The sequence below is a fragment of the Micromonospora sp. NPDC049559 genome, from assembly GCF_040676675.1.
Classification (GTDB): Bacteria; Actinomycetota; Actinomycetes; order Mycobacteriales; family Micromonosporaceae; genus JBFAPK01.
The window spans coordinates 1-18,130 of the sequence record NZ_JBFAPK010000069.1; the positions used below are offsets into that span (position 1 = coordinate 1).

Genomic DNA, 18,130 nt, shown 5'->3' on the forward strand with positions numbered 1-18,130 from the left:
CAGGAATCCACCCGCGTCATCGCCTGCTCCGGCTACATGCGCGACGAGATCACCAACCTCTTCGACCTGCCCGCCCAGCGCGTCGACGTCGTACCGAACGGGGTGAACGACCGGGCCTGGCACGCCAAGCCCCGGGCCGTCGCCTCCGCCCGGCGGCGGTATGCCGGCAACGGGCCGCTGATCGGCTACGCCGGCCGGCTGGTCTACGAGAAGGGCGTGCAGCACCTCATCGCCGGCCTGCCCCGACTGCGCCAGGCCCACCCCGACCTGCGCGTGGTGATCGCCGGCGACGGCCCGTACCGGGGTGAGCTGCAGGAGCAGGCGCGCGGCCTGCGGCTGGACGACAGCGTCCGCTTCGTCGGCTTCATGAACGAGAAGCAGCTCCCCGCGGTCCTCGGCGCCACCGACGCGACCGTGGTGCCGAGCCTGTACGAGCCGTTCGGCATGGTCGCGCTGGAGGCCGCCGCGGCCGGCGCGCCGCTCGCCGTCTCCGCCACCGGCGGGCTCGCCGAGATCGTCGAGCCGGGCGTCACGGGCGTGACCTTCCGGCACGGCGACCCCGACGCGCTGGCCGGCGCGGTCGACTCGCTCCTCGCCGACGAGGTCTTCGCCCGCCGGGTGGCCCGGCAGGCCCGCACGATGGTCAGCGAGCGGTACGGCTGGTCGACCATCGCGGCCCGCACCGCCGCCGTCTACGCCGGCGCCGTACGCGAGGCCGCCTCGTTCAGCACCCGCCAGGCGGCCGCCCTCCTCACCGGGGGCCGCCCCAAGATCGTCGTACCGGAGGGGAACCTGCTCGCCGTGGGCGGCTGAGCGCCCGGGCCGCCGGCAAACGGGGTGCCGGAACCGCGGACTGCTTAACTATCGTGTACGGCGAGTAGCAGTCTCGGGATCATGGCGGTGCGGCGGTGCTGATCGAGGAGCGCTACCGGCTCGTACGCCTGGTCGGTACCGGTGGGATGGGGCGGGTCTGGCTGGCCCGCGACGAGATGCTGCACCGGGACGTGGCCGTCAAGGAGGTCGTACCGCCGCAGTGGTTGACCCCCGACGAGCGGGCCGAGCTGCGGCGGCGGACCCTGCGCGAGGCGCGCACCGCGGCCCGGCTCAGCCACCCCAACGTGGTGCGGGTCTACGACGTCGTCCACGACGGGCTGAACCCGTGGATCGTAATGGAGTACGTGCCGTCGCGCTCGCTGCACGACGTGCTCACCGAGGACGGGCCGCTCCCCCCGCGCCGGGTCGCCGAGATCGGGCTCGCCGTGCTGGCCGCGCTGCGCGCCGCGCACGCCGCCGGGGTGCTGCACCGCGACGTCAAGCCGCACAACGTGCTGATCGGCGACGACGGGCGGGTGGTGCTGACCGACTTCGGGCTGGCGAAGTTCGACGGCGGGGACGGCGCGACGACCCGGCCCGGCGTGATCCTCGGCTCCCCGCAGTACGTCGCGCCCGAGCGGGCCGCCGACGGTCTGTCCAGCGTGGAGACCGACCTCTGGTCGCTGGGGGCGACGCTCTACGCGGCGGTGGAGGGGCGCGCGCCGTACGCCCGGGAGACCGCCATGGCGACGCTGACCGCGCTCGCCACCACCGCACCGGACCCGCCGCGCCGGGCCGGCCCGCTGCGCCCGGTGCTGGCCGGACTGCTCCGCCGCGACCCGCACCGGCGGCTCGCCCCGGCCGAGGTGGAGCGGCTGCTCCGCCGGGTCCGGTCGGCTCCCGACCCGGCCCCGCGCCGCACCGGCGCCGGATCGGGCCGCTGGCGGGGCCATGCCCGCCCGCCCCACCGCCTGGGCCGCCGCACGGTCGCCGCGCTGGGCGGCCTGCTGGTGCTCGCGCTGGCGCTCGGCGCGCTGGCCTGGGTACGCCTGCGCGGGGAGCCGCCCGGCGCCGTCGCGGCCCGGGAGAGCGCCCCGGCGGCGGCACCGTCGCCGGCCGGTGCGTTCCCGTGCGCGCTGCCCCCGACCGCGCAGCCCATCAGCCCCGTCGCCTCCGCGGCGGTACCGGTCGGCGAGCGGTTCGCGCTGGTCGCCGGCTGGACCTGGTACACCGACCCGGCGGGCTTCCGGGTCGCGGTGCCGCTCGGCTGGCTGCACTACGTGGACCGGGGCACCGTCTGCTTCCGGGAACCCCGGGGCGCCCGGGTGCTCGGGGTCGACCCGACCACCCCGCGTACCGCCGGCGCGGAGGCCGCCGCCGCGCACTGGCGGGCCCGGGAGCGGGCGCTGACGGCCGGCGGCACGCTGGCCGGGTACGAGGGGATCTCCATCGCCCCGCTCGCCTTCTACGAGGGCGCCGCCGAGTGGGAGTGCCGGTGGCGCGACGCCGCCGGCGAGACCGTCCACACGTACCGCCTGCTGGTCAACACCCCGGGCGGGCGCGCGTACACCATCTCCTGGCTCACCCGGGAGTTCGACTGGCAGGTCAACCGCGCGTACCTGCCGATGATCAGGCAGAGCTTCGTCCCCGCCGCCTGACCGCCGGTGCGGGCCGGAGTTCGTCCCCGCCGCCCGCTCTCGTCACGCCGCGGGCCGGACCCGGCGGGCGCCGGGCTGTCGTACCTCGCTGGCACTCTGTACCGCGTGCGGACGACCGACGACAAGGGACGCGTACCGCGCCCTCCCCCGGAGCCGCACCGCCGTTCCCGCGCCACGGCCCTCGCGGCGCGAAACGCTGCGACACGCCGCGTGGGCGGACACGCACGGTCGCCGATCGGCACGACGGTGGCATAGCAGCACGTCAGTACCGGGCGTCCGGGCGTCCGCGTGACCCGGCCCGCCGTCCTCTCCACTGTGGACGTGTGGGTGATTGCCCCGGGAGGTCAACTTTGGCACAGTGGCGTAGTTTGCCGAAAAGATCTTGAGGAGGAGCAAGGACCATGATGGGCCCGTCCCATGCGTTGTCCGGTGCCGCCGTGTGGTTGACCGGCTGCTGGGCACTGGATCAGTTCGCCGGCTACGAGCAATCGCCACTGGCGATCGCCGTCGGCACCGCTGTCTGTGCCGGCGGAGCGCTCTTCCCCGATCTCGACCTCTCCGGCAAGGTGACCGCGAACAAGGGCGGCGCCACCGTCGCCCGCACCTTCGGGGTCGTCTCGCTCTTCGTCGCCGAGGTGATGGAGAAGATCTCACTCGGCGTCTACACGGCCACGAAGCTGAGCAAGGACCCGAAACGCGACAACGGCCACCGCACCCTCACCCACACGCTGCCCTTCACCGTCCTGGTCGGCTGGGGCACCACGGCGCTCTGCACCGCGTACGGGAAGTGGGCGGTCATCGGCATCCTCTTCTTCATGATCGGCCTGGCCCTGCGCGGGCTCTTCGACGAGTGGGCCAAGCGGGCCGGCTGGGTCATCATCACCCTGATCTCGCTGGCGGCGGCCTACTTCACCTACCTGAACCTGCCCGGCGACCGGGGCTATCCGATGCTGGGAGTCGCGGTCGGCGTCGGCTGTTTCGTCCACATCCTGGGTGACATGATCACCAGTGCCGGCGTACCGATCCTGTGGCCGATCCCGATCAAACGACGGATGTGGCGGATGATCGGCATCCCCAACAAGATCGCCGTCGAGGTCGGCGGCAAGGTCGAGACGAAGATCCTGCGTACCGCCTTCACCATCGTCTCGCTGCTCGCCGTCCTCGGCATGGCCGGCACGGCGGTGCTGAGGCGCTTCAACATCGAGGTCTGAGCACGACGGGCGGGGCCCGTTCCAGCCCTGGGCTGGAACGGGCCCCGCGTCGTGTCGATCTGGACTACTCCACGACCGTCGACCCGGACCGGGCCAGCCGGCGGTCCAGCAGTCCGGTGAGGACGACCGTCAGCACCGCGACGCCGGCCAGGAACGCCCGGTCGGGCGTGGTCCTCGCGTTGATCATGAAGCCGAACGCGGTGTGCGCCAGGAGCGCGCCGGTGATCGCGGCGAGGCGGTGCCGGTCGGTCCAGTCTGCGGCGGAGCCCCAGCGCCGCAGGGCGAGCGCGGTCAGCGCCGCGAGCACGGCCGCCCCGGCCATCGGCACGAACGACCAGTTCCCGTGCGTGTACGCCGGATGGTGGGCGCCCCCGAACGGCCAGATCAGGGCGAAGAAGCCGAAGGTCGCCACGGCGCAGCACAGCCCGACCGTGATCGGCCGCGGCGCCCCGCCGGGCCTCGCCCCGGCCAGCACGGGACCGGCCTCCGCGCGCACCGCGACCGGTGCGGGACCGGCCGGCGCGCCGGCCGCGCGGCGCGGCAGCACCCGCAACGCGAGCACGGACAGCACCACGATCAGCCCGACGATGGCGACCGCCGCGGTACCGGGCAGGAGGTAGCCCGGGTCGATGTCCGGGGGTACCGACACCCGCAGCAGCGCCACACCGAGCAGCGCCACGAACCCGCAGCTCACGAGCCCGCCCCGGCGCAGGTACGGCGCCCGCCCGTGCCGCCGGAACACCAACTCCAGCAGCGTGATCGGGATCGCGATGCTGAACACCGCGTGGTAGGCCAGGTTCACCTCGGCGTACGCCGTGTTGACCCCGAGCATCCGGGGTGCCCAGTCCGCCGCGTGGTAGATGTTCGGGCTGGTGAGGCTCTGCAACGCCAGCCCCTCCTCGACGAGGCCGTAGACCACGCCCATCAGCAGCAGGCTCGGCCACCCGCCGCCGGTACGGCGGACGACCTCGCGGACGAACAGCGCGCCCGCGCCGTAGATGGGCAGGTAGATCGGGATCACCCAGGCGGTCCTCAGCGCGACGGTACCGAGCGCCACCTCGGCGATGACCGGCGTCAACAGCATCAGCAGCAGCGCCGCGCCGCGGTGACCGGGTCGCTTGGCTGGTTTCGGCCCGGCCGCGAAGGCCGTCCGCAGCACCCGGCGGTTGACCGCGAGCACCAACGCCGCCAGCAGCACGAGCTGCGCCACCTGCAGGACCCGTAGCCAGGTCGGGTAGGCGGCGGAGAGGACGAGCCAGCCCACAGCCAGGAGTCCCGCGGCGGAGACGACCCGTACGCGCAGGTACGCGCGCCGCTGGCCGCGCCACAGCTGCCGGGCCACCCAGACGTACGCGACCGCCATGATGAGGATCGGGATCGGCCGGGTCCACAGCGTCGCCGCGAGCGAGTCCTCGTCGGCGCCCGGATCCCGGGCGAGCTGGTACGCCAGCACCTCGTGGCGGAACACCAGGGTGAGCGCCGCGAAGATCAGATTGACCGCGATGTTGCCGAAGAGCAGGACCACGACGGGACGGACGGCCCGGGCAGGGGGTGAGGTCATGCCTGAAAAGCTAGAAACCGGGCGGCCCGGCCACCTCCGACCGAAGACCGGTCATCCGTCTCCGACTTCAGGCTGAGCCACGGGGGCGTACCAGACCGAGGTCGTAGGCGAGCACCACGGCCTGCACCCGGTCGCGGACGCCGAGCTTGCGCAGGATCGCCGACACGTGGGTCTTCACGGTCGCCTCGGTCACCACGAGCCGGCCGGCGATCTCGGCGTTGGACGCGCCCCGCGCGATCAGCGCGAGCACCTCCCGCTCCCGGTCGGTGAGCCCGTCCAGCCGGCGCTCGTCGACCCGCGTCGCCAGTTCGGTGGCGACGAAGCGGTCGAGCAGGCGCCGAGTCACCGTCGGGGCGAGCAGCGCCTCGCCCCGCGCGACCACCCTGATCGCCGCCACGAGTTCGGCGGGCCGGACGTCCTTGAGCAGGAAGCCGCTCGCCCCGGCGCGCAGCGCCGCGTAGAGCGGCTCGTCCAGGTCGAACGTGGTCAGGATGATGACCTTCGGCGCGTCAGGAGCGGCGGTCAGTTGCCGGGTCGCGTCGATGCCGTCCATGCCAGGCATCCGCACGTCCATGAGGACGACGTCCGGACGGCACTGCGCCGCGAGGCGGACGGCCTGCGCTCCGTCACCCGCCTCGCCGACGACCTCCAGGTCCGGACGGGCACTGATGATCATCCGGAAGCCGGCCCGGACGAGGTGCTGGTCGTCCGCGATCAACACCCTGACCGTCACGACGAACCTCCCAGCGGTAGGTGGGCACTGACGCGGAACCCGCCGCCGGGCAGCGGTCCCGCCGCGAACGACCCGCCGAGCATGCTGGCCCGTTCGCGCATGCCGATGATGCCGTGCCCGGCCCCCGCCCCGCCGCTCCGGCCGGCCCCTCTGCCGTTGTCGGTAACCTCGACGCGCAGTTCTCCGTCCGCGATCCGCAGCCGCACCTCGGCCCGGTTGGCGTCGGCGTGCCGCAGCGTGTTCGTCAGCGACTCCTGCACGATCCGGTACGCCGACAGGCCGATACCCGCGGGGACGTCCGCGAACCCGTCCCCCTCCCGGCGTACCGTCACCTTCAGCGCGGCACCGGACATCGTCCGGGCCAGCCGGTCCACGTCCGCCAACGACCGCGCTCCGCCGGCCGGGTCGCCACCGGCCGCCGCCGCGTCACCGCTCTCCTCGCCGTCGGCCGACCGGATGGCGCGCAGGAACCAGCGCAGCTCGGTGAGGGCCTGCCGGCCCGCCGACTCGACCTGTCGCATCGCCTCCCGCGCCTGGCCCGGGTCGAGGTCGAACGCGTCGTCCGCCGCGGCGGCCTGCACCACCATCACCGAGACGGTGTGGGCCAGCACGTCGTGCACCTCGCGGGCGATGCGGGCGCGTTCCTCCAGCACCGCCCGGCGCGCCTCCGCGTACCGCCGCGCGGACCGGGCCCGGCCGAGCGCGCCCCAGCTCCAGGCCAGCAGCGCGGCGACCAGCCACACCCCCGCCTCGCCCCACCGCCCGGACACTACGGGCGGCACGGCGAACAGCAGCGCGCCGACCAACCCGCGCAGCGACAACCGGGTCGGGCGCAACCAGGCGAACGTGGAGAGCACCACGAGCGAGATCCCCGGGCCGACCGAGGGGAAGAGGGTCTGGAGGAGGACGCCGGCGCAGAACACGATCGCGGTCACCCGGCCGGGCCGTACCCCCATCCACCACAGCGCGACGGCCTGGACCACGACAAGGACCACCGCGAGCGCCCGCCCCGTCGGCGTCGCCAGCCCGTGCGGTTGCAGCGCGAGTACGGGGCTGAGCGCGGCCAGGGCGAGCAGGACCAGCAGCCCGCGCCAGCGGCGCGACAACCGCGCCTCGAACCCGTCACGCCCAGGACCGGGCAGTCGACCGTACGGCTCCGGCCCGGCCCGGCGGCGCCGGTCGCCCGAGCCGGGAAGGAATGCGTAACCTCGCACGACCGGTCCGTCCCATTCCCGCCAGCGCCCGGGCGCATCCTGCCGGCGCCCGCCCGAATCCTGTTGGCGCCCGGGCGCACCGGGCCGCCATCCGGGCACCGGTCAGCTTATCCCGGACAATTGGGTGGCCGGCCGGCACGGCGGACCATAGCATCGGCGACCATGGACGACACGGCCCCCGAGTGGGCGCGGGGGATCGGCCGGATCGCCGTGCTGACCGGAGCGGGCATCTCCACCGACTCGGGCATCCCCGACTACCGTGGTCCGGACGGGGTCTGGACCCGCGCCCCCGAGGACGTCGACGTCTTCAGGTACGCGAACTTCGTCGCCGACCCGGCGGTCCGGGCCCGGTTCTGGCGCCGCTACCTGCATCACCCCGCCTGGCGGGCCGAGCCCAACCCCGGGCATCGGGCCCTGGCCGCGCTGGAATGCTCCGGCATCGCGCTGCGGATCCTCACCCAGAACATCGACGGGCTGCACCAGCGGGCCGGCAGTACCGCCCGCAAGGTGCTCGAACTGCACGGCAGCATGCACGAGGTGGTCTGCCTCGGCTGCTCGGCCCGGACGCCGACCGCGCGGATCCTCGACCGCGTCGCCGCCGGCGAGGCCGATCCGTCCTGCCCGGACTGCGGCGGGATCCTGAAGCTCGGCGTGGTGCTCTTCGGGCAGTACCTCGACGCGGACACCATCGGCCAGGCCGAGAAGATCGCCAAGGCGAGCCAACTGCTGCTGGCTGTCGGCACCTCGCTCCAGGTGGAGCCCGTCGCGTCGCTGTGCCGGGTGGCCGTCGAGGCGGGCGCGCACCTGGTGATCGTCAACCGCGACCCGACGCCGTACGACCGGTTGGCCACCGAGGTGATCCGCGAGCCGATCGGTACCGCCCTTCCCCGGATCACCGCCATGCTCGCCGCCTAGGAACCACCGCGCGAGACCCACCGCGCGAGACCCACCGCGCCGATCATGGAGTTGTGGCGCTCGCAGATCGGGCTGAACCGCCGCAATCCAACAGCCACAACTCCATGATCAACCACGCTGGAGGCGCGGGGGCCTCAGCCGCCGAGCACCCCGGTCAGGACCGGGTACCAGCGCTCCGCCATCTTGGCGTAGCCGGTGTCGTTCGGGTGCAGGGCGTCGACCAGGTCCGCCGTGGTCACGTTGGTCATGTCGGCCAGCCGGACGTGGTCACCCTTCGCCGCGACGATCCCCGGGATCTTCGCGTTGTACGCGTTGATCCGGGCCTGGGCGTCGGTGTTGGTGGACGGGGTGATCTTCGCGACCAGCACGTAGACGCCGGGGCGGGCGGCGAGGATCTGGTCGATCAGCGCGCTGAGCCGGTCCGGCGCGGTGGCGACCTGGTAGTTGCGGTACATGTCGTTCGTACCGATGTGCAGCAGCACCACGTCCGGCTGGTACGTGTTGATCCAGCCGGTGGCGTTCGCCTGGAGCTGGTCGATCTGCCAACCCCGGTGCCCCTCGTTGTTCGGGTCGCCGATCGTGCCGACGACCTGGCTCCCCACGAAGTCGGGCGCGTACCCGGCCTCGTTGCGCAGCCGCAGCCACAGCGGGCCGCGGTACCCGGACCCGTCCGTGCTGCCCTGGCCCCACGTGATCGAGTCGCCCATCGGCATCACCTTGACCGCGCGGGCCGAGCCGGCCCGCTCGAACCAGCCCTGGAGGTCCACGATCAGGTGGATCGGGCCGGAGCTGCCGTTCCTGAGACGGATCTTCCCGTCCGGACCGGGCCGGAGCACGACCGCGTTGGTACGCCAGTTCCCGGCGGCGAAGTCCATCATGGTCAGGCTCGGCTCGGTCTCCGCGACCGGCCACGCCTTGAGGTATCCGGCCTGCTCGGGCGTGACGGTCAGGTTCAGCACCGCGCCGGCCACGCCGGTCGCCGGCAGCCCGGCGGCCCCGGCCACCTGGACGTCGATCGTGGCGCCCGCGGCGAGCTGCGCCCCGGTGCCGGCGGTACGGGTGTTGAGCAGCCGGTTCGCGACCGGGTAGAAGGGCGTACCGCCGCCGGCCACCCCGGCGAAGTAGCCCTCCAGGATCACCACCAGGTTGATCGCCGCGCTGCCCCTGTTGTAGAAGGTCACCCGCCCGTCGGCGGAGAGCTTGACCGTGGCGCCCGACTGGGTCGACCCGGCCACGTAGTTGATCGCCCCCTTGCCCAGGGCGGTGCCGGGCGGCGCCGCGCCGACCCAGCCGCCGGTCGTCGCGCCGGGCACCAGCAGGTTCACGTACGCGGCGGTCGCGCCGGTCGGCACGTACGTTCCGGCGATCTTCACGGTACGGCTGCCGCCCGCCGGGATCGTCCCGGTGGTGGTGCCCAGCCCGCTGCGCGTGTCGACCAGGCGCGTGTGCGTCACCGGCACGAAGCCGCCGGTGGCCGGGGCGGTCGTCGTCGCGAAGTAGCCCTGCACGTCGACGCCGATCTGCGTCTCGCCCGCCTGGTTGTAGACCGCGATCCGGCCGTTCGCGCCCGGCTCGACCACGGCGACGTTCGACAGGTTCTCGCCCGCCCCCACATTCAACATGGACAGGTCGGTCGGTCGCGCGGCCCCGTCGGGCCAGAGCTCCAGGAAGGTACGGGCGGTCGGGTTGGTGGCCATCACGCGGACGAGTACCGCGCTCACCCCGGTGGCCGGAATCCCCGCCACGCCCAGTACCGGGAACGTGGTGGTGGAGTCCGGCCCCCGGACGCCCGTCACGCCGCCGGTACCGTCCCAGGTGGCCAGCACCCCCACCGGGGTCGGGAAGGGTACGTAGTTGGCCGGCGTGCCCGCCTCGGCGGTCGCGGCCGGGATGGTCGCCGGCACCTCGACCGTCCCGTCGCGGGCCTGGTCGCCGCGGGGCGGCGCGGCCGACGCCGCGGGCCCGCCGGCCGTGACCACCATGGCCACGAGCCCGGCGAAGAGCCCGGACGCCAGCCGGCGACGGCCGGGCGCTCGTAGGAATCTCATTGTCCGTCCTCTCCTCGGCCGCCCCCGTACCCGTCGGAGCGGGGTGCGCCGGACCGTCGGCGGTGGGCGGCGGACGTCGTGGCTCGGTGTCGCCACGAATTGGCTGAGCTTCGCGGTCCCGGATGACAGTGTCAAGATCCGGCACCACCGGGGTTCAGCGGATCGCGCCGCCGTTGGCCCGGCAGGTGTCCCGGACGTGCCAGAAGTCGGCGAGGTAGTCGTCGTGGATGCTCCGGCCCATGACCCGCAGCATCGCCTCGTCGGCCTGGCGCAGCGCGGAGATGTTGTAGTTGTGGCTGCCGGTGAAGACCCGGGGCACGATGTCGTCGTCGTACGCGCCGTCGATCAGCATGTACTTGTTGTGCGTCCGGATGTCCCGGCCCGGCCCGACGTTGTAGTTGCACTTGGTGAGCTGGACGTTACTACCCAGCGCGTTCAGCACGTCCGCGCTCGCCTCGGTGAAGACCACGTCGACCCAGCAGCCGGCGTTGCGCAGCGCGGTGAGCCGCTTGGCCACCTCGGGTCGGGTGAACGAGAACATGTTGACCCGTACGTCGGTCTGCCGGCGGGTGCCGTTGTCGTCGTAGTAGCACGACGTGACCGAGTTGAGCACGCTGACGATGGTGTCGGTGGCCGGGTCGCTGATCGGCTGCCCGGAGCGCTCCCGCCGGGGGAAGAAGTACGCCCGGTAGGTCGTACCCGACGGGGTGCTCCAGTAGTAGTCGTTGTTCCCGGTCGAGCTGTAGCGGTACGACCGCAGGTCGGCGAAGTACTGCCGGTACGCCTGGTACGTGGTGGCGTCGCTGAACGTCAGCCCGTTGTTGTACGCCTCGTTCGCGTCCCACCAGCCGAGGTTCGCCGAGCCCTGGAAGACCACGTTGGACACCGTGGTGCCGTTGTTGAGCACGATGCTGGACGCGGTCAGGAACTTGTTGTGGTTGTAGGCCGTCACCGACGTGTCGCTGTAGTCGATCCGCCGGGTGCCGATGCAGCCCCGCACGGCGGTGGGGAACTTGTCGCCGCAGTGCACGATGTACGACCCGGCGGTGTCGTCGCCGCCGAGCACCGGCAGCAGCCGCTGGTACGGCCGCTGGCCGACCTGCTTCTGATCCAGGATGATCTTGACGCGTACCCCCCGCCGGTACGCGTTCAGCAGCCGTCCGGGCAGGTCGGGCGTGGTTTCCGAGTCGGTGACGTCGGTGACGTCGAACCCGAACCAGGACATCTGGATCTCGCCACCGGCCGGCACCCGGTCGATGATCCGCGCGAGCTGCATGAAGATCGCGTTCTGCTGCGCGACCGTACCGGTCGGCCGGCTGAAGACCGCGTGGTTCATCGTCGGATCCGGCTCGGCGGCGCTGGCCGGCCCCGCGCCCAGCGCCGGCGCCCCGAGCGCGGCGGCCGCGAGCATGAAGACGAGTGCCGATCGCGCAGCCATGCGTGGAGAAAACCTACATATCCGCATGGCCAGATGATTCCACCGAACCATGGCCGACGGAAGCTCCGTGGGGCGGCGGAAGCCCGCGCGGCGGCGGAAGCTCCGCGCGGCGGCGGAAGCTCCGCGCGGCGGCGGAAGCTCCGCGCGGCGGCGCCGGTGCGGGAGCGGGCCTACGCGCCGGGACGGGCCAGGCCGGTCTCGTACGCGAAGACGACGGCGTGCACCCGGTCGCGCAGCTCCAGCTTGGTGAGGATCCGGTTGACGTGCGTCTTCACCGTGGTCTCGCCCAGGTAGAGCCGCGCGGCGATCTCGCTGTTGGTCAGCCCCTGGGCGATCAGCCCCAGGACCTCCTTCTCCCGGTCGGTCAGCACGTCGAGCCGGCTGTCGGTGACCGGGGCGGCGGTACCGGTGACGTACCGGTCGAGCAGGCGACGGGTGACCGACGGCGCGACCATGGCGTCGCCGCGCAGCACCCCCCGGATCGCCACCAGCATCTCGTCGGCCGGCGCGTCCTTGACCAGGAAGCCGCTCGCCCCGCCCCGCAGGGCCGCGTACGCGTACTCGTCCAGGTCGAAGGTGGTGATCATCAGTACCCGGGTCGCCGGCAGCGCGCCGCAGATCCGCTGGGCGGCGGTCACCCCGTCCAGGTGCGGCATCCGCACGTCCATCAGGACCAGGTCGGGTTCCAGCTCGGTGGCGCGGGCGACGGCCGTCACCCCGTCGGCGGCCTCGCCGACCACGGTCAGGTCCGGCTGGCTGTCCACCACCATGCGCAGCCCGACCCGCATCAACTCCTGGTCGTCACAGATGAGTACCCGCGCGGGCGGCCTGTCGCTCATGGTGCCATTTTGGCGGGTTCGGCGGCGTCCCCGCTGGCGGCGTCCGCCCCCGGGCCGTTGTCGCTGGCGGCGTCCGCCCCCGGGCCGTTGTCGCCGGCGCCGTCCGCGCCGGCGCCGTTCGTGCCAGCGGCGGGCCCGCCGAAGAGGCACCCGTCCCCGTCCACCCGCAGGGTGGCGGCGAGCCGGTAGCCGCCCGCCGCGGTCGGGCCGGCGTCGAGCGTACCGTCGAACATCGCCACCCGTTCCCGCATGCCCGCGAGGCCCAGCCGGGAGGAGGGCAGCACCCCCGGCGGCGGGGCGGCCCCGCCACCGCTGTTGGTGACCTCGACCCGGACCACCCGGCGCCGGGCCGCCATACCGTAGTCGACGCTGACCCGCGCGGTCGCGTCGACGGGGGCGTGCTTGAGCACGTTGGTCAACGCCTCCTGGACGATGCGGTAGATCTGGAGTCCGGCGCTCGCCGGCAGCCCGGACCCGTCGCCGGTGACCGTGAGGGTGATCGGTGGACGGCCGAGACCGGCCCGGGTGACCAGCTGCTCCAGGTCGGCCAGGGTCGGCTGCGGCCGGCGGACCGGCTGCGCGTGCAGCACCTCCAACAGGCGACGCAGCTCGGCCAGCGTCGACCGGCCGGTCCGGCTGATGATCTCCAGGGTCCGGTCGACCGCCTCCGGGTCGGTGTGCCGGGCCAGCTTCGCGCCCTCGGCGTTCACCACCATGACGCTGACACTGTGGGCGAGGACGTCGTGCAACTCCCGGGCGATGCGGGTGCGCTCGTCGGCGGCGGCCGCCCGGGCCAGCGCCTGCCGTTCGGAGTCGGCGAGCGCGGCCCGCCGCTCGACCTCGGCGAGGTACGCCTGGCGGGCCCGGACGAACTCCCCCAGCAGCCACGCGGTGACCAGCAACAGCAGGAAGCCCGAGCCCGCCACCCGGGCGTCCGGTTCGGTGTACCGGGTCAGCGTCCAGGTCAGGAAGAACCCGGCGCTGGCCAGGGCCATCAGGGACGCCTCGCGGCGGCGGCCGAGCATCACCAGGGTGTAGAGGATGACCACCAGGGCCAGGTAGCCCATCGGCATCGCCGGCCCGGGCGAGAGCAGGTACCCGAGCCAGGCGGCGCCCAGCACGATCGCCGCGGCGGTGACCGGGTAGCGCCGCCGGAACAGGATCGGCAGCAGCAGGGCGGCGAGGACCACCACCCGCCAGCCGCCCGCCAGCCACATGGGCGGGGCCCCGGAGAGGGCCGCGATCAGGGCGAGGTCCACCACCCACGGGTGACCGCGCAGCCACAGGTTGAGCCGATGCACCGCTCCACGATACGGAGGCCGGCGGCCCGCACCCACCGGTCGAGGCCGCGTACCCCGCCGACGGGGGTTCCCACCGGGCCCGGCTCCGGGGTCCGGTCCACCCGCGGGTGGAGCCGGGCCGGCGCTCAGACGGACGCGCGACGACGGCGCCGGTCAATACGGTCCACCCGTGTCGATCATCCGGGAATTCGTCCGCCATCCCTTCCGTACCGGGGCCGTGGCCGCCAGCTCGCGGTGGCTCGCCCGGGCCATGACCGACGGACTCGGCCTGGAGCAGGCGCGGGTGGTGGTGGAGCTGGGACCGGGTACGGGGGCGATCACCTCGGCCATCCTGCCCCGGCTCGCCCCGGGCGCCCGCCTGGTCGCGGTCGAGCTGAACCCGACACTCGCCGCCCAACTGGCGGATCGGCACCGGGACCGGCCGATCGAGGTAGTCAACGGATCCGCGGCCGACCTGGCGGAACTCGTCGGGGAACGGGTCGACGCGGTGGTCTCCGGGCTGCCCTGGGCGGTGATGCCCGAGTCGGTGCAGCGCGGCATCCTCGACTCCGTGGCCGAGGTGCTGCGGGACAACGGCAGCTTCGCCACCTTCGCGTACGTGCACGCGGCGTGGAGCCCGCCGGCCCGCCGCTTCGCCGCCGAACTGGCGGGCCGGTTCGCCGTACTCGAACGCAGCCCGGTCGTCTGGCCGAACCTGCCGCCGGCGTTCGTGCACCGCGCCGTGATGCCCCGCCGCGGTCCCGGCGCGACTGCCGCCGCGAGGCCGGCCGCCGCCCCGGTCGCGGCGCCGGTGGCCGGCGCCTGACGACGGGGCCGGCCGTCCCCGGTCAGACCCCGACGCGCTGCGGCGGTACGGTCAGCCCGTAGAGCGCCATCAGCTCGGGGGTGTCCACCCGGCTGCCGTCGGCCACCGTGTCGCAGGCGATGTCGACGATCTGCCGCTTGTGTGCCAGCAGGTACGGCCGGGCGCCGACGTCGGCGTTGGCCAGGGTGGCGATGCCGGACCAGTGTCGGCGGCCGAAGAGCATCGGGTAGCCGCGCAGCCCGTTGTAGGTGGCGCAGACCAGCGCGTCCGGGTACGGCAGGGCGGCCACCCGGCGGATCGCCTGCACCGTCAGGCCGGGCATGTCGACCGGTATCACCACGACCGCCTCGACGTCCCGGTCGGCGATCGCGCCGAGGCCCAGGCGCATGGACGAGCCGATGCCGGTGCCCCAGGAGCGGTTCACCACGATCCGCGCGCCGGTCAGGTCGGCGCTCTGCCGCGCCTGCTCGGCGCCGGCGCCGAGTACCACCACGACCGGTCCGCAGCCGGCCGCGCGCAGCGTACCGAGCGCCCGGTCGAGCAGCGGCTTCTCCCCCTGGTGCAGCAGCGCCTCGGGGCCACCGATGCGGCGGCCACCCCCGGCGGCGATGATCATCCCGGCGATGCGGCTGTTCCCCGTCGTACGCACACCGGTCCCAACGACTCGGCACCGCCACGGTCGCGGGCGTTGTGTGGGGATTTAGTCCGCTATGTCACCCGGTCGTGGCGCGTGCCGCCGTCCGGAACCACTCGACCGTCGCCGCGACGCCCTCGGCGTGCGGGGTGACCCGCCCCGGCCCGAACGCCGCCCGGAACGCCGAGTCGTCCACCACCCACGGCCGGTCCCGCTGGTACCAGGTCTCGCCCAGCTCCCGCACCACCGGGTTGACCAGCCCGACGACCCGCTGCATGCCCCGCCCGAAGCCCGCGATCCGCGTGCGCCCGCCCACCGCCGCCCGGACCAGCCCGAGGAACTCCCGCCCGGTCACCGGGGCGTCGACCGGCAGGTGCCAGGCCCGCCCGTCGGCCTCCGAACGCTCGCCGAGGGTGACCAGACCGGCGGCGACGTCGGGCAGGTAGGAGACCGTGTGCGGCTGGTCGAGGTCGCCGACCCAGCGCGCGGTCCTCCCGGCCACGGCCGCCGCGAAGACGGTCGGCCCGATGATCGTGTTCAGGCCGCCCGGACCGTAGTAGTCGGAGGCGCGACCCATCGTGGCGCGTACCCGCCCCTCCCGGTGCGCGGCCAGGATCAGCTCGGCGACCTCCGCGCGGGCCCGCCCCTTCGGGTTGCTGGCGGCGTGGGGCAGCTGCTCGGTCATCGGTCCGTCGACCGGGCCGTACATGTAGAGGTTGTCGGCCATGACCAGCTTGGCCCCGGCGGCCTGCGCCCCGGCGAGCACCGTCCGGGTCAGGTCCGGGAATTCCGCGGCCCAACGGGCGTACGGCGGCTGGGCGCACTGGTAGACGACGGCGGCGCCCTCGCAGGCGGCGACGGCGCCCTCCGTCGTGGCGATGTCCGCGCGGAGGCCGTCCGGGCCGGACGCGCCCCGGCTGACCGCGCGCACCCGATGCCCGCGCGCCCGCAGTTCGGCCAGGACCGCCCCGCCGACCGCGCCGGTACCACCCAGGACCACGTGCAGTGGGGACACCATCCCGCTCCCGCCTCAGACTCTCGAACTCCAAGCCGCGACGCGCCTCGCGTTCAGTGCGCGTCGGCGTAGCATTCCACCACCGCGAGGTCCAGCGGGAAGCGGACCGGGGTGTCCGCGCCGAAGAGCAGCCGGCCGGCGCGTACCGCCGCCTCGGCGACCAGCCCGGCCACCGTCTCCGCCTCCTCGGCCGGGCAGTGCACCACCACCTCGTCGTGCTGGAAGAAGACCAGCTCGGCGGCGAGTCCGCGCAGCTGCGCCCGGAGGATGGCGAGCAGCGCCAGGGCCCACTCCGCGGCGGTCGCCTGGATGACGAAGTTGCGGGTGAAGCGGCCCCGGGCCCGGGCCGCCGACCGGCCACGGGAACGGCCGCCGTCCCCGCCCGGCCCGTCGCCACCCTCGCCGCCCGTGGGGTCGCCGGCCGGATCCGGCTCGTACCCGCCCGAGTCCTCCTCCGGATCGCGCAGCCCCACCGAGGCGGGCGGGCAGGTACGGCCGAGCCAGGAGCGGACCAGTCCCCCCGCCTCGCCGGTACGCGCCGCCGACTCGACGTACTCGAAGGCGGTCGGGTAACTGCGCCGCAGTACCGCCAGCGCGGGCAGCGCCGATCCGCCGGTCTGCCCGTACATGGCGCCGAGCAGGGCCACCTTGGCGCGGGCCCGGTCGCCGCCGAACGCGTCCCGGGCCAGGGCGGTGTAGAGGTCCCCGGTGCCCGCGGCGGCGGCCAGCCGGGCGTCGCCGGAGACCGCGGCGAGCACCCGCGGCTCCAGTTGCCCGGCGTCGGCGACCACGAAGCGCCACCCCGGGTCGGCCACCACCGCCCGCCGGATCACCTTCGGAATCTGGAGCGCCCCGCCACCCCGGGTGGCCCACCGGCCGGAGACCACCCCGCCCGGAACGTATTCCGGGCGGAACCGGCCGGCGTGCACCCAGGCGTCCCGCCAGGCCCAGCCGTGCGCGGTCCAGATCCGGTAGAGCTCCTTGTACTCCAGCAGCAGCGGTACCGCCGGGTGGTCCACGCCGCGCAGCACCCAGGCCCGCGTGTTGGGCAGCTCCACCCCGGCCCGGGCGAACGCGCGCAGCACCTCGGCCGGCGAGTCGGCGTGCAGCTGCCGCAGGCCGAACGTCTCGGCGATGCGGGCGGCCAGCTCGGCCAGCCGCCGGGGCGGACCGCCGACCGGCGACGGCTCGCCCAGCAGCTCGACCAGCAACGCGTCGTGCACGTCGCCGCGCCAGGGCAGCCCGGCGGCGCCCATCTCGACCCCGAGCAGCGCGCCGGCCGACTCGGCCGCCACGAGCAGCCGGAACCGGCCCGGCCGCTCGGTCGCGGCGATCCGGGCGAGCTGGTCGGCGTGTACGCGTACCAGCTCCTCCAGCCCGAGCCCCGGCGGGCCCGGCACCGCGTCGAAGAGCGCGCCCTGCCCGTCGCCGGGCGGCGCGGCCGGCCGGGGCGGCGGATCGGGCGGCACCGGCGCCCCGGTGAGCCGGGCCCAGGCCGCGGCCGGGGCCCGCGGCTCCCCCCACCGGCCGGCGTGGCCGAGCAGCAGCGCCTCGGTCAGCTCGACGTCGTGACAGCGCTCGACCCGCGCGCCGGCCCGGTACAGCGCGGGGTAGACGGTGGCGGTGCTGCCCCAGACCCAGCGCGCGGCGGCGGGGCCGGCCGGGGCGGCGGCCTCCCGGGCGGCGACGGCGGCGGCCAGGTCGGCGACCCGCTCGACCGGGCCGGCGGGACGGCCGTCGGGCTCCAGCGGGCACAGTTCGCCGCCGCCCCCGTCGCCCGCCACCACCGCGATCATCACGGGCCCGATTCTGCCCGTGACCACCGACAACCAGCCCACCCCGCCCCACCACCCACCTCGCCGATCTAGGGCAAATCCACGGGTGGGTGTGTCAGTGACGGGGGTTGTGCCGAGGACGGGGGGGGGGGGGGGGGGGGGTTGTGTGG

15 protein-coding genes are annotated in these 18,130 nt (G+C 74.2%); 5 read left to right on the forward strand and 10 right to left on the reverse strand.

All coding sequences use genetic code 11. From position 1 onward, the window contains the following. The 3 genes from AB0J86_RS38240 to AB0J86_RS38250 all read left to right on the forward strand — a co-directional run. A partial coding sequence (locus AB0J86_RS38240) for a glycosyltransferase family 4 protein (protein WP_363863636.1) occupies window positions 1–813 on the forward strand: 813 nt, incomplete at its 5' end. A gap of 95 nt (window positions 814–908) precedes the next feature. Then, window positions 909–2,471, forward strand: a complete 1,563-nt coding sequence (locus tag AB0J86_RS38245) for a serine/threonine-protein kinase (RefSeq protein ID WP_363863639.1) — start codon at window positions 909–911, stop codon at window positions 2,469–2,471. A gap of 401 nt (window positions 2,472–2,872) precedes the next feature. Next, window positions 2,873–3,682 carry a metal-dependent hydrolase gene (locus AB0J86_RS38250; RefSeq protein WP_363863641.1) on the forward strand — a complete coding sequence of 270 codons (810 nt, stop codon included), beginning with the start codon at window positions 2,873–2,875 and terminating at the stop codon, window positions 3,680–3,682. A gap of 64 nt (window positions 3,683–3,746) precedes the next feature. On the opposite strand, the gene AB0J86_RS38255 is transcribed toward AB0J86_RS38250, so the two are convergent. The 3 genes from AB0J86_RS38255 to AB0J86_RS38265 form a co-directional block, all read right to left on the reverse strand. Further along, complete coding sequence (locus AB0J86_RS38255; RefSeq protein ID WP_363863644.1) at window positions 3,747–5,243, reverse strand: hypothetical protein; 1,497 nt, start codon at window positions 5,241–5,243, stop codon at window positions 3,747–3,749. A 67-nt stretch (window positions 5,244–5,310) separates the two neighbouring features. Next, entirely contained in the window at window positions 5,311–5,976 is a 666-nt protein-coding gene (locus tag AB0J86_RS38260) for a response regulator transcription factor (RefSeq protein ID WP_363863646.1), read from the reverse strand. Continuing rightward, window positions 5,973–7,190, reverse strand: coding sequence for a histidine kinase (locus tag AB0J86_RS38265; RefSeq protein WP_363863649.1), 1,218 nt, complete (start codon window positions 7,188–7,190; stop codon window positions 5,973–5,975). The genes AB0J86_RS38260 and AB0J86_RS38265 overlap by 4 nt, the downstream gene beginning before the upstream one ends. Before the next feature lie 162 nt (window positions 7,191–7,352). On the opposite strand from AB0J86_RS38265, the gene AB0J86_RS38270 reads away from it, so the two are divergent. Then, window positions 7,353–8,105, forward strand: coding sequence for a Sir2 family NAD-dependent protein deacetylase (locus tag AB0J86_RS38270; RefSeq protein WP_363863652.1), 753 nt, complete (start codon window positions 7,353–7,355; stop codon window positions 8,103–8,105). 134 nt (window positions 8,106–8,239) lie between these two features. On the opposite strand, the gene AB0J86_RS38275 is transcribed toward AB0J86_RS38270, so the two are convergent. From AB0J86_RS38275 to AB0J86_RS38290, 4 genes are all read right to left on the reverse strand, one after another. Then, on the reverse strand, window positions 8,240–10,153 hold the full coding sequence (locus AB0J86_RS38275; RefSeq protein ID WP_363863655.1) for an SGNH/GDSL hydrolase family protein: 1,914 nt from the start codon (window positions 10,151–10,153) through the stop codon (window positions 8,240–8,242). 154 nt (window positions 10,154–10,307) lie between these two features. Beyond that, window positions 10,308–11,591: a phospholipase D-like domain-containing protein gene (locus AB0J86_RS38280; RefSeq protein WP_363863658.1), complete on the reverse strand. Its 1,284-nt coding sequence runs from the start codon at window positions 11,589–11,591 to the stop codon at window positions 10,308–10,310. Window positions 11,592–11,761: 170 nt separating this feature from the next. Continuing rightward, the gene (locus AB0J86_RS38285; RefSeq protein ID WP_363863661.1) at window positions 11,762–12,430 is read right to left on the reverse strand and encodes a response regulator transcription factor; all 669 of its coding nucleotides are present in this window, start codon (window positions 12,428–12,430) and stop codon (window positions 11,762–11,764) included. Continuing rightward, entirely contained in the window at window positions 12,427–13,731 is a 1,305-nt protein-coding gene (locus AB0J86_RS38290; RefSeq protein WP_363863664.1) for a histidine kinase, read from the reverse strand. Before AB0J86_RS38290 ends, AB0J86_RS38285 begins: the two co-directional genes overlap by 4 nt. Before the next feature lie 169 nt (window positions 13,732–13,900). On the opposite strand from AB0J86_RS38290, the gene AB0J86_RS38295 reads away from it, so the two are divergent. Then, on the forward strand, window positions 13,901–14,536 hold the full coding sequence (locus AB0J86_RS38295; RefSeq protein WP_363863667.1) for a methyltransferase domain-containing protein: 636 nt from the start codon (window positions 13,901–13,903) through the stop codon (window positions 14,534–14,536). A 22-nt stretch (window positions 14,537–14,558) separates the two neighbouring features. Here the strand turns inward: AB0J86_RS38295 and AB0J86_RS38300 are convergent, their stop codons facing one another. The 3 genes from AB0J86_RS38300 to AB0J86_RS38310 form a co-directional block, all read right to left on the reverse strand. Further along, a complete protein-coding gene (locus AB0J86_RS38300; protein ID WP_363863674.1) occupies window positions 14,559–15,152 on the reverse strand; it encodes an NTP transferase domain-containing protein in 594 nt (197 codons plus the stop codon). Between the two features lie 97 nt (window positions 15,153–15,249). Beyond that, complete coding sequence (locus AB0J86_RS38305; RefSeq protein ID WP_363863670.1) at window positions 15,250–16,185, reverse strand: NAD-dependent epimerase/dehydratase family protein; 936 nt, start codon at window positions 16,183–16,185, stop codon at window positions 15,250–15,252. A gap of 53 nt (window positions 16,186–16,238) precedes the next feature. After that, window positions 16,239–17,981, reverse strand: a complete 1,743-nt coding sequence (locus AB0J86_RS38310; protein ID WP_363863677.1) for a bifunctional 3'-5' exonuclease/DNA polymerase — start codon at window positions 17,979–17,981, stop codon at window positions 16,239–16,241. Window positions 17,982–18,130: the final 149 nt, after the last annotated feature.

What these genes read in the sequence shown, in the direction of transcription:
- AB0J86_RS38300 (WP_363863674.1), bottom strand. Translation starts at nt 15,152, where the DNA reads ATGATCATCGCCGCCGGGGGTGGCCGCCGCATCGGTGGCCCCGAGGCG.
- AB0J86_RS38310 (WP_363863677.1), bottom strand. Translation starts at nt 17,981, where the DNA reads ATGATCGCGGTGGTGGCGGGCGACGGGGGCGGCGGCGAACTGTGCCCG.
- AB0J86_RS38275 (WP_363863655.1), bottom strand. Translation starts at nt 10,153, where the DNA reads ATGAGATTCCTACGAGCGCCCGGCCGTCGCCGGCTGGCGTCCGGGCTC.
- AB0J86_RS38280 (WP_363863658.1), bottom strand. Translation starts at nt 11,591, where the DNA reads ATGGCTGCGCGATCGGCACTCGTCTTCATGCTCGCGGCCGCCGCGCTC.
- AB0J86_RS38270 (WP_363863652.1), top strand. Translation starts at nt 7,353, where the DNA reads ATGGACGACACGGCCCCCGAGTGGGCGCGGGGGATCGGCCGGATCGCC.
- AB0J86_RS38285 (WP_363863661.1), bottom strand. Translation starts at nt 12,430, where the DNA reads ATGAGCGACAGGCCGCCCGCGCGGGTACTCATCTGTGACGACCAGGAG.
- AB0J86_RS38255 (WP_363863644.1), bottom strand. Translation starts at nt 5,243, where the DNA reads ATGACCTCACCCCCTGCCCGGGCCGTCCGTCCCGTCGTGGTCCTGCTC.
- AB0J86_RS38250 (WP_363863641.1), top strand. Translation starts at nt 2,873, where the DNA reads ATGATGGGCCCGTCCCATGCGTTGTCCGGTGCCGCCGTGTGGTTGACC.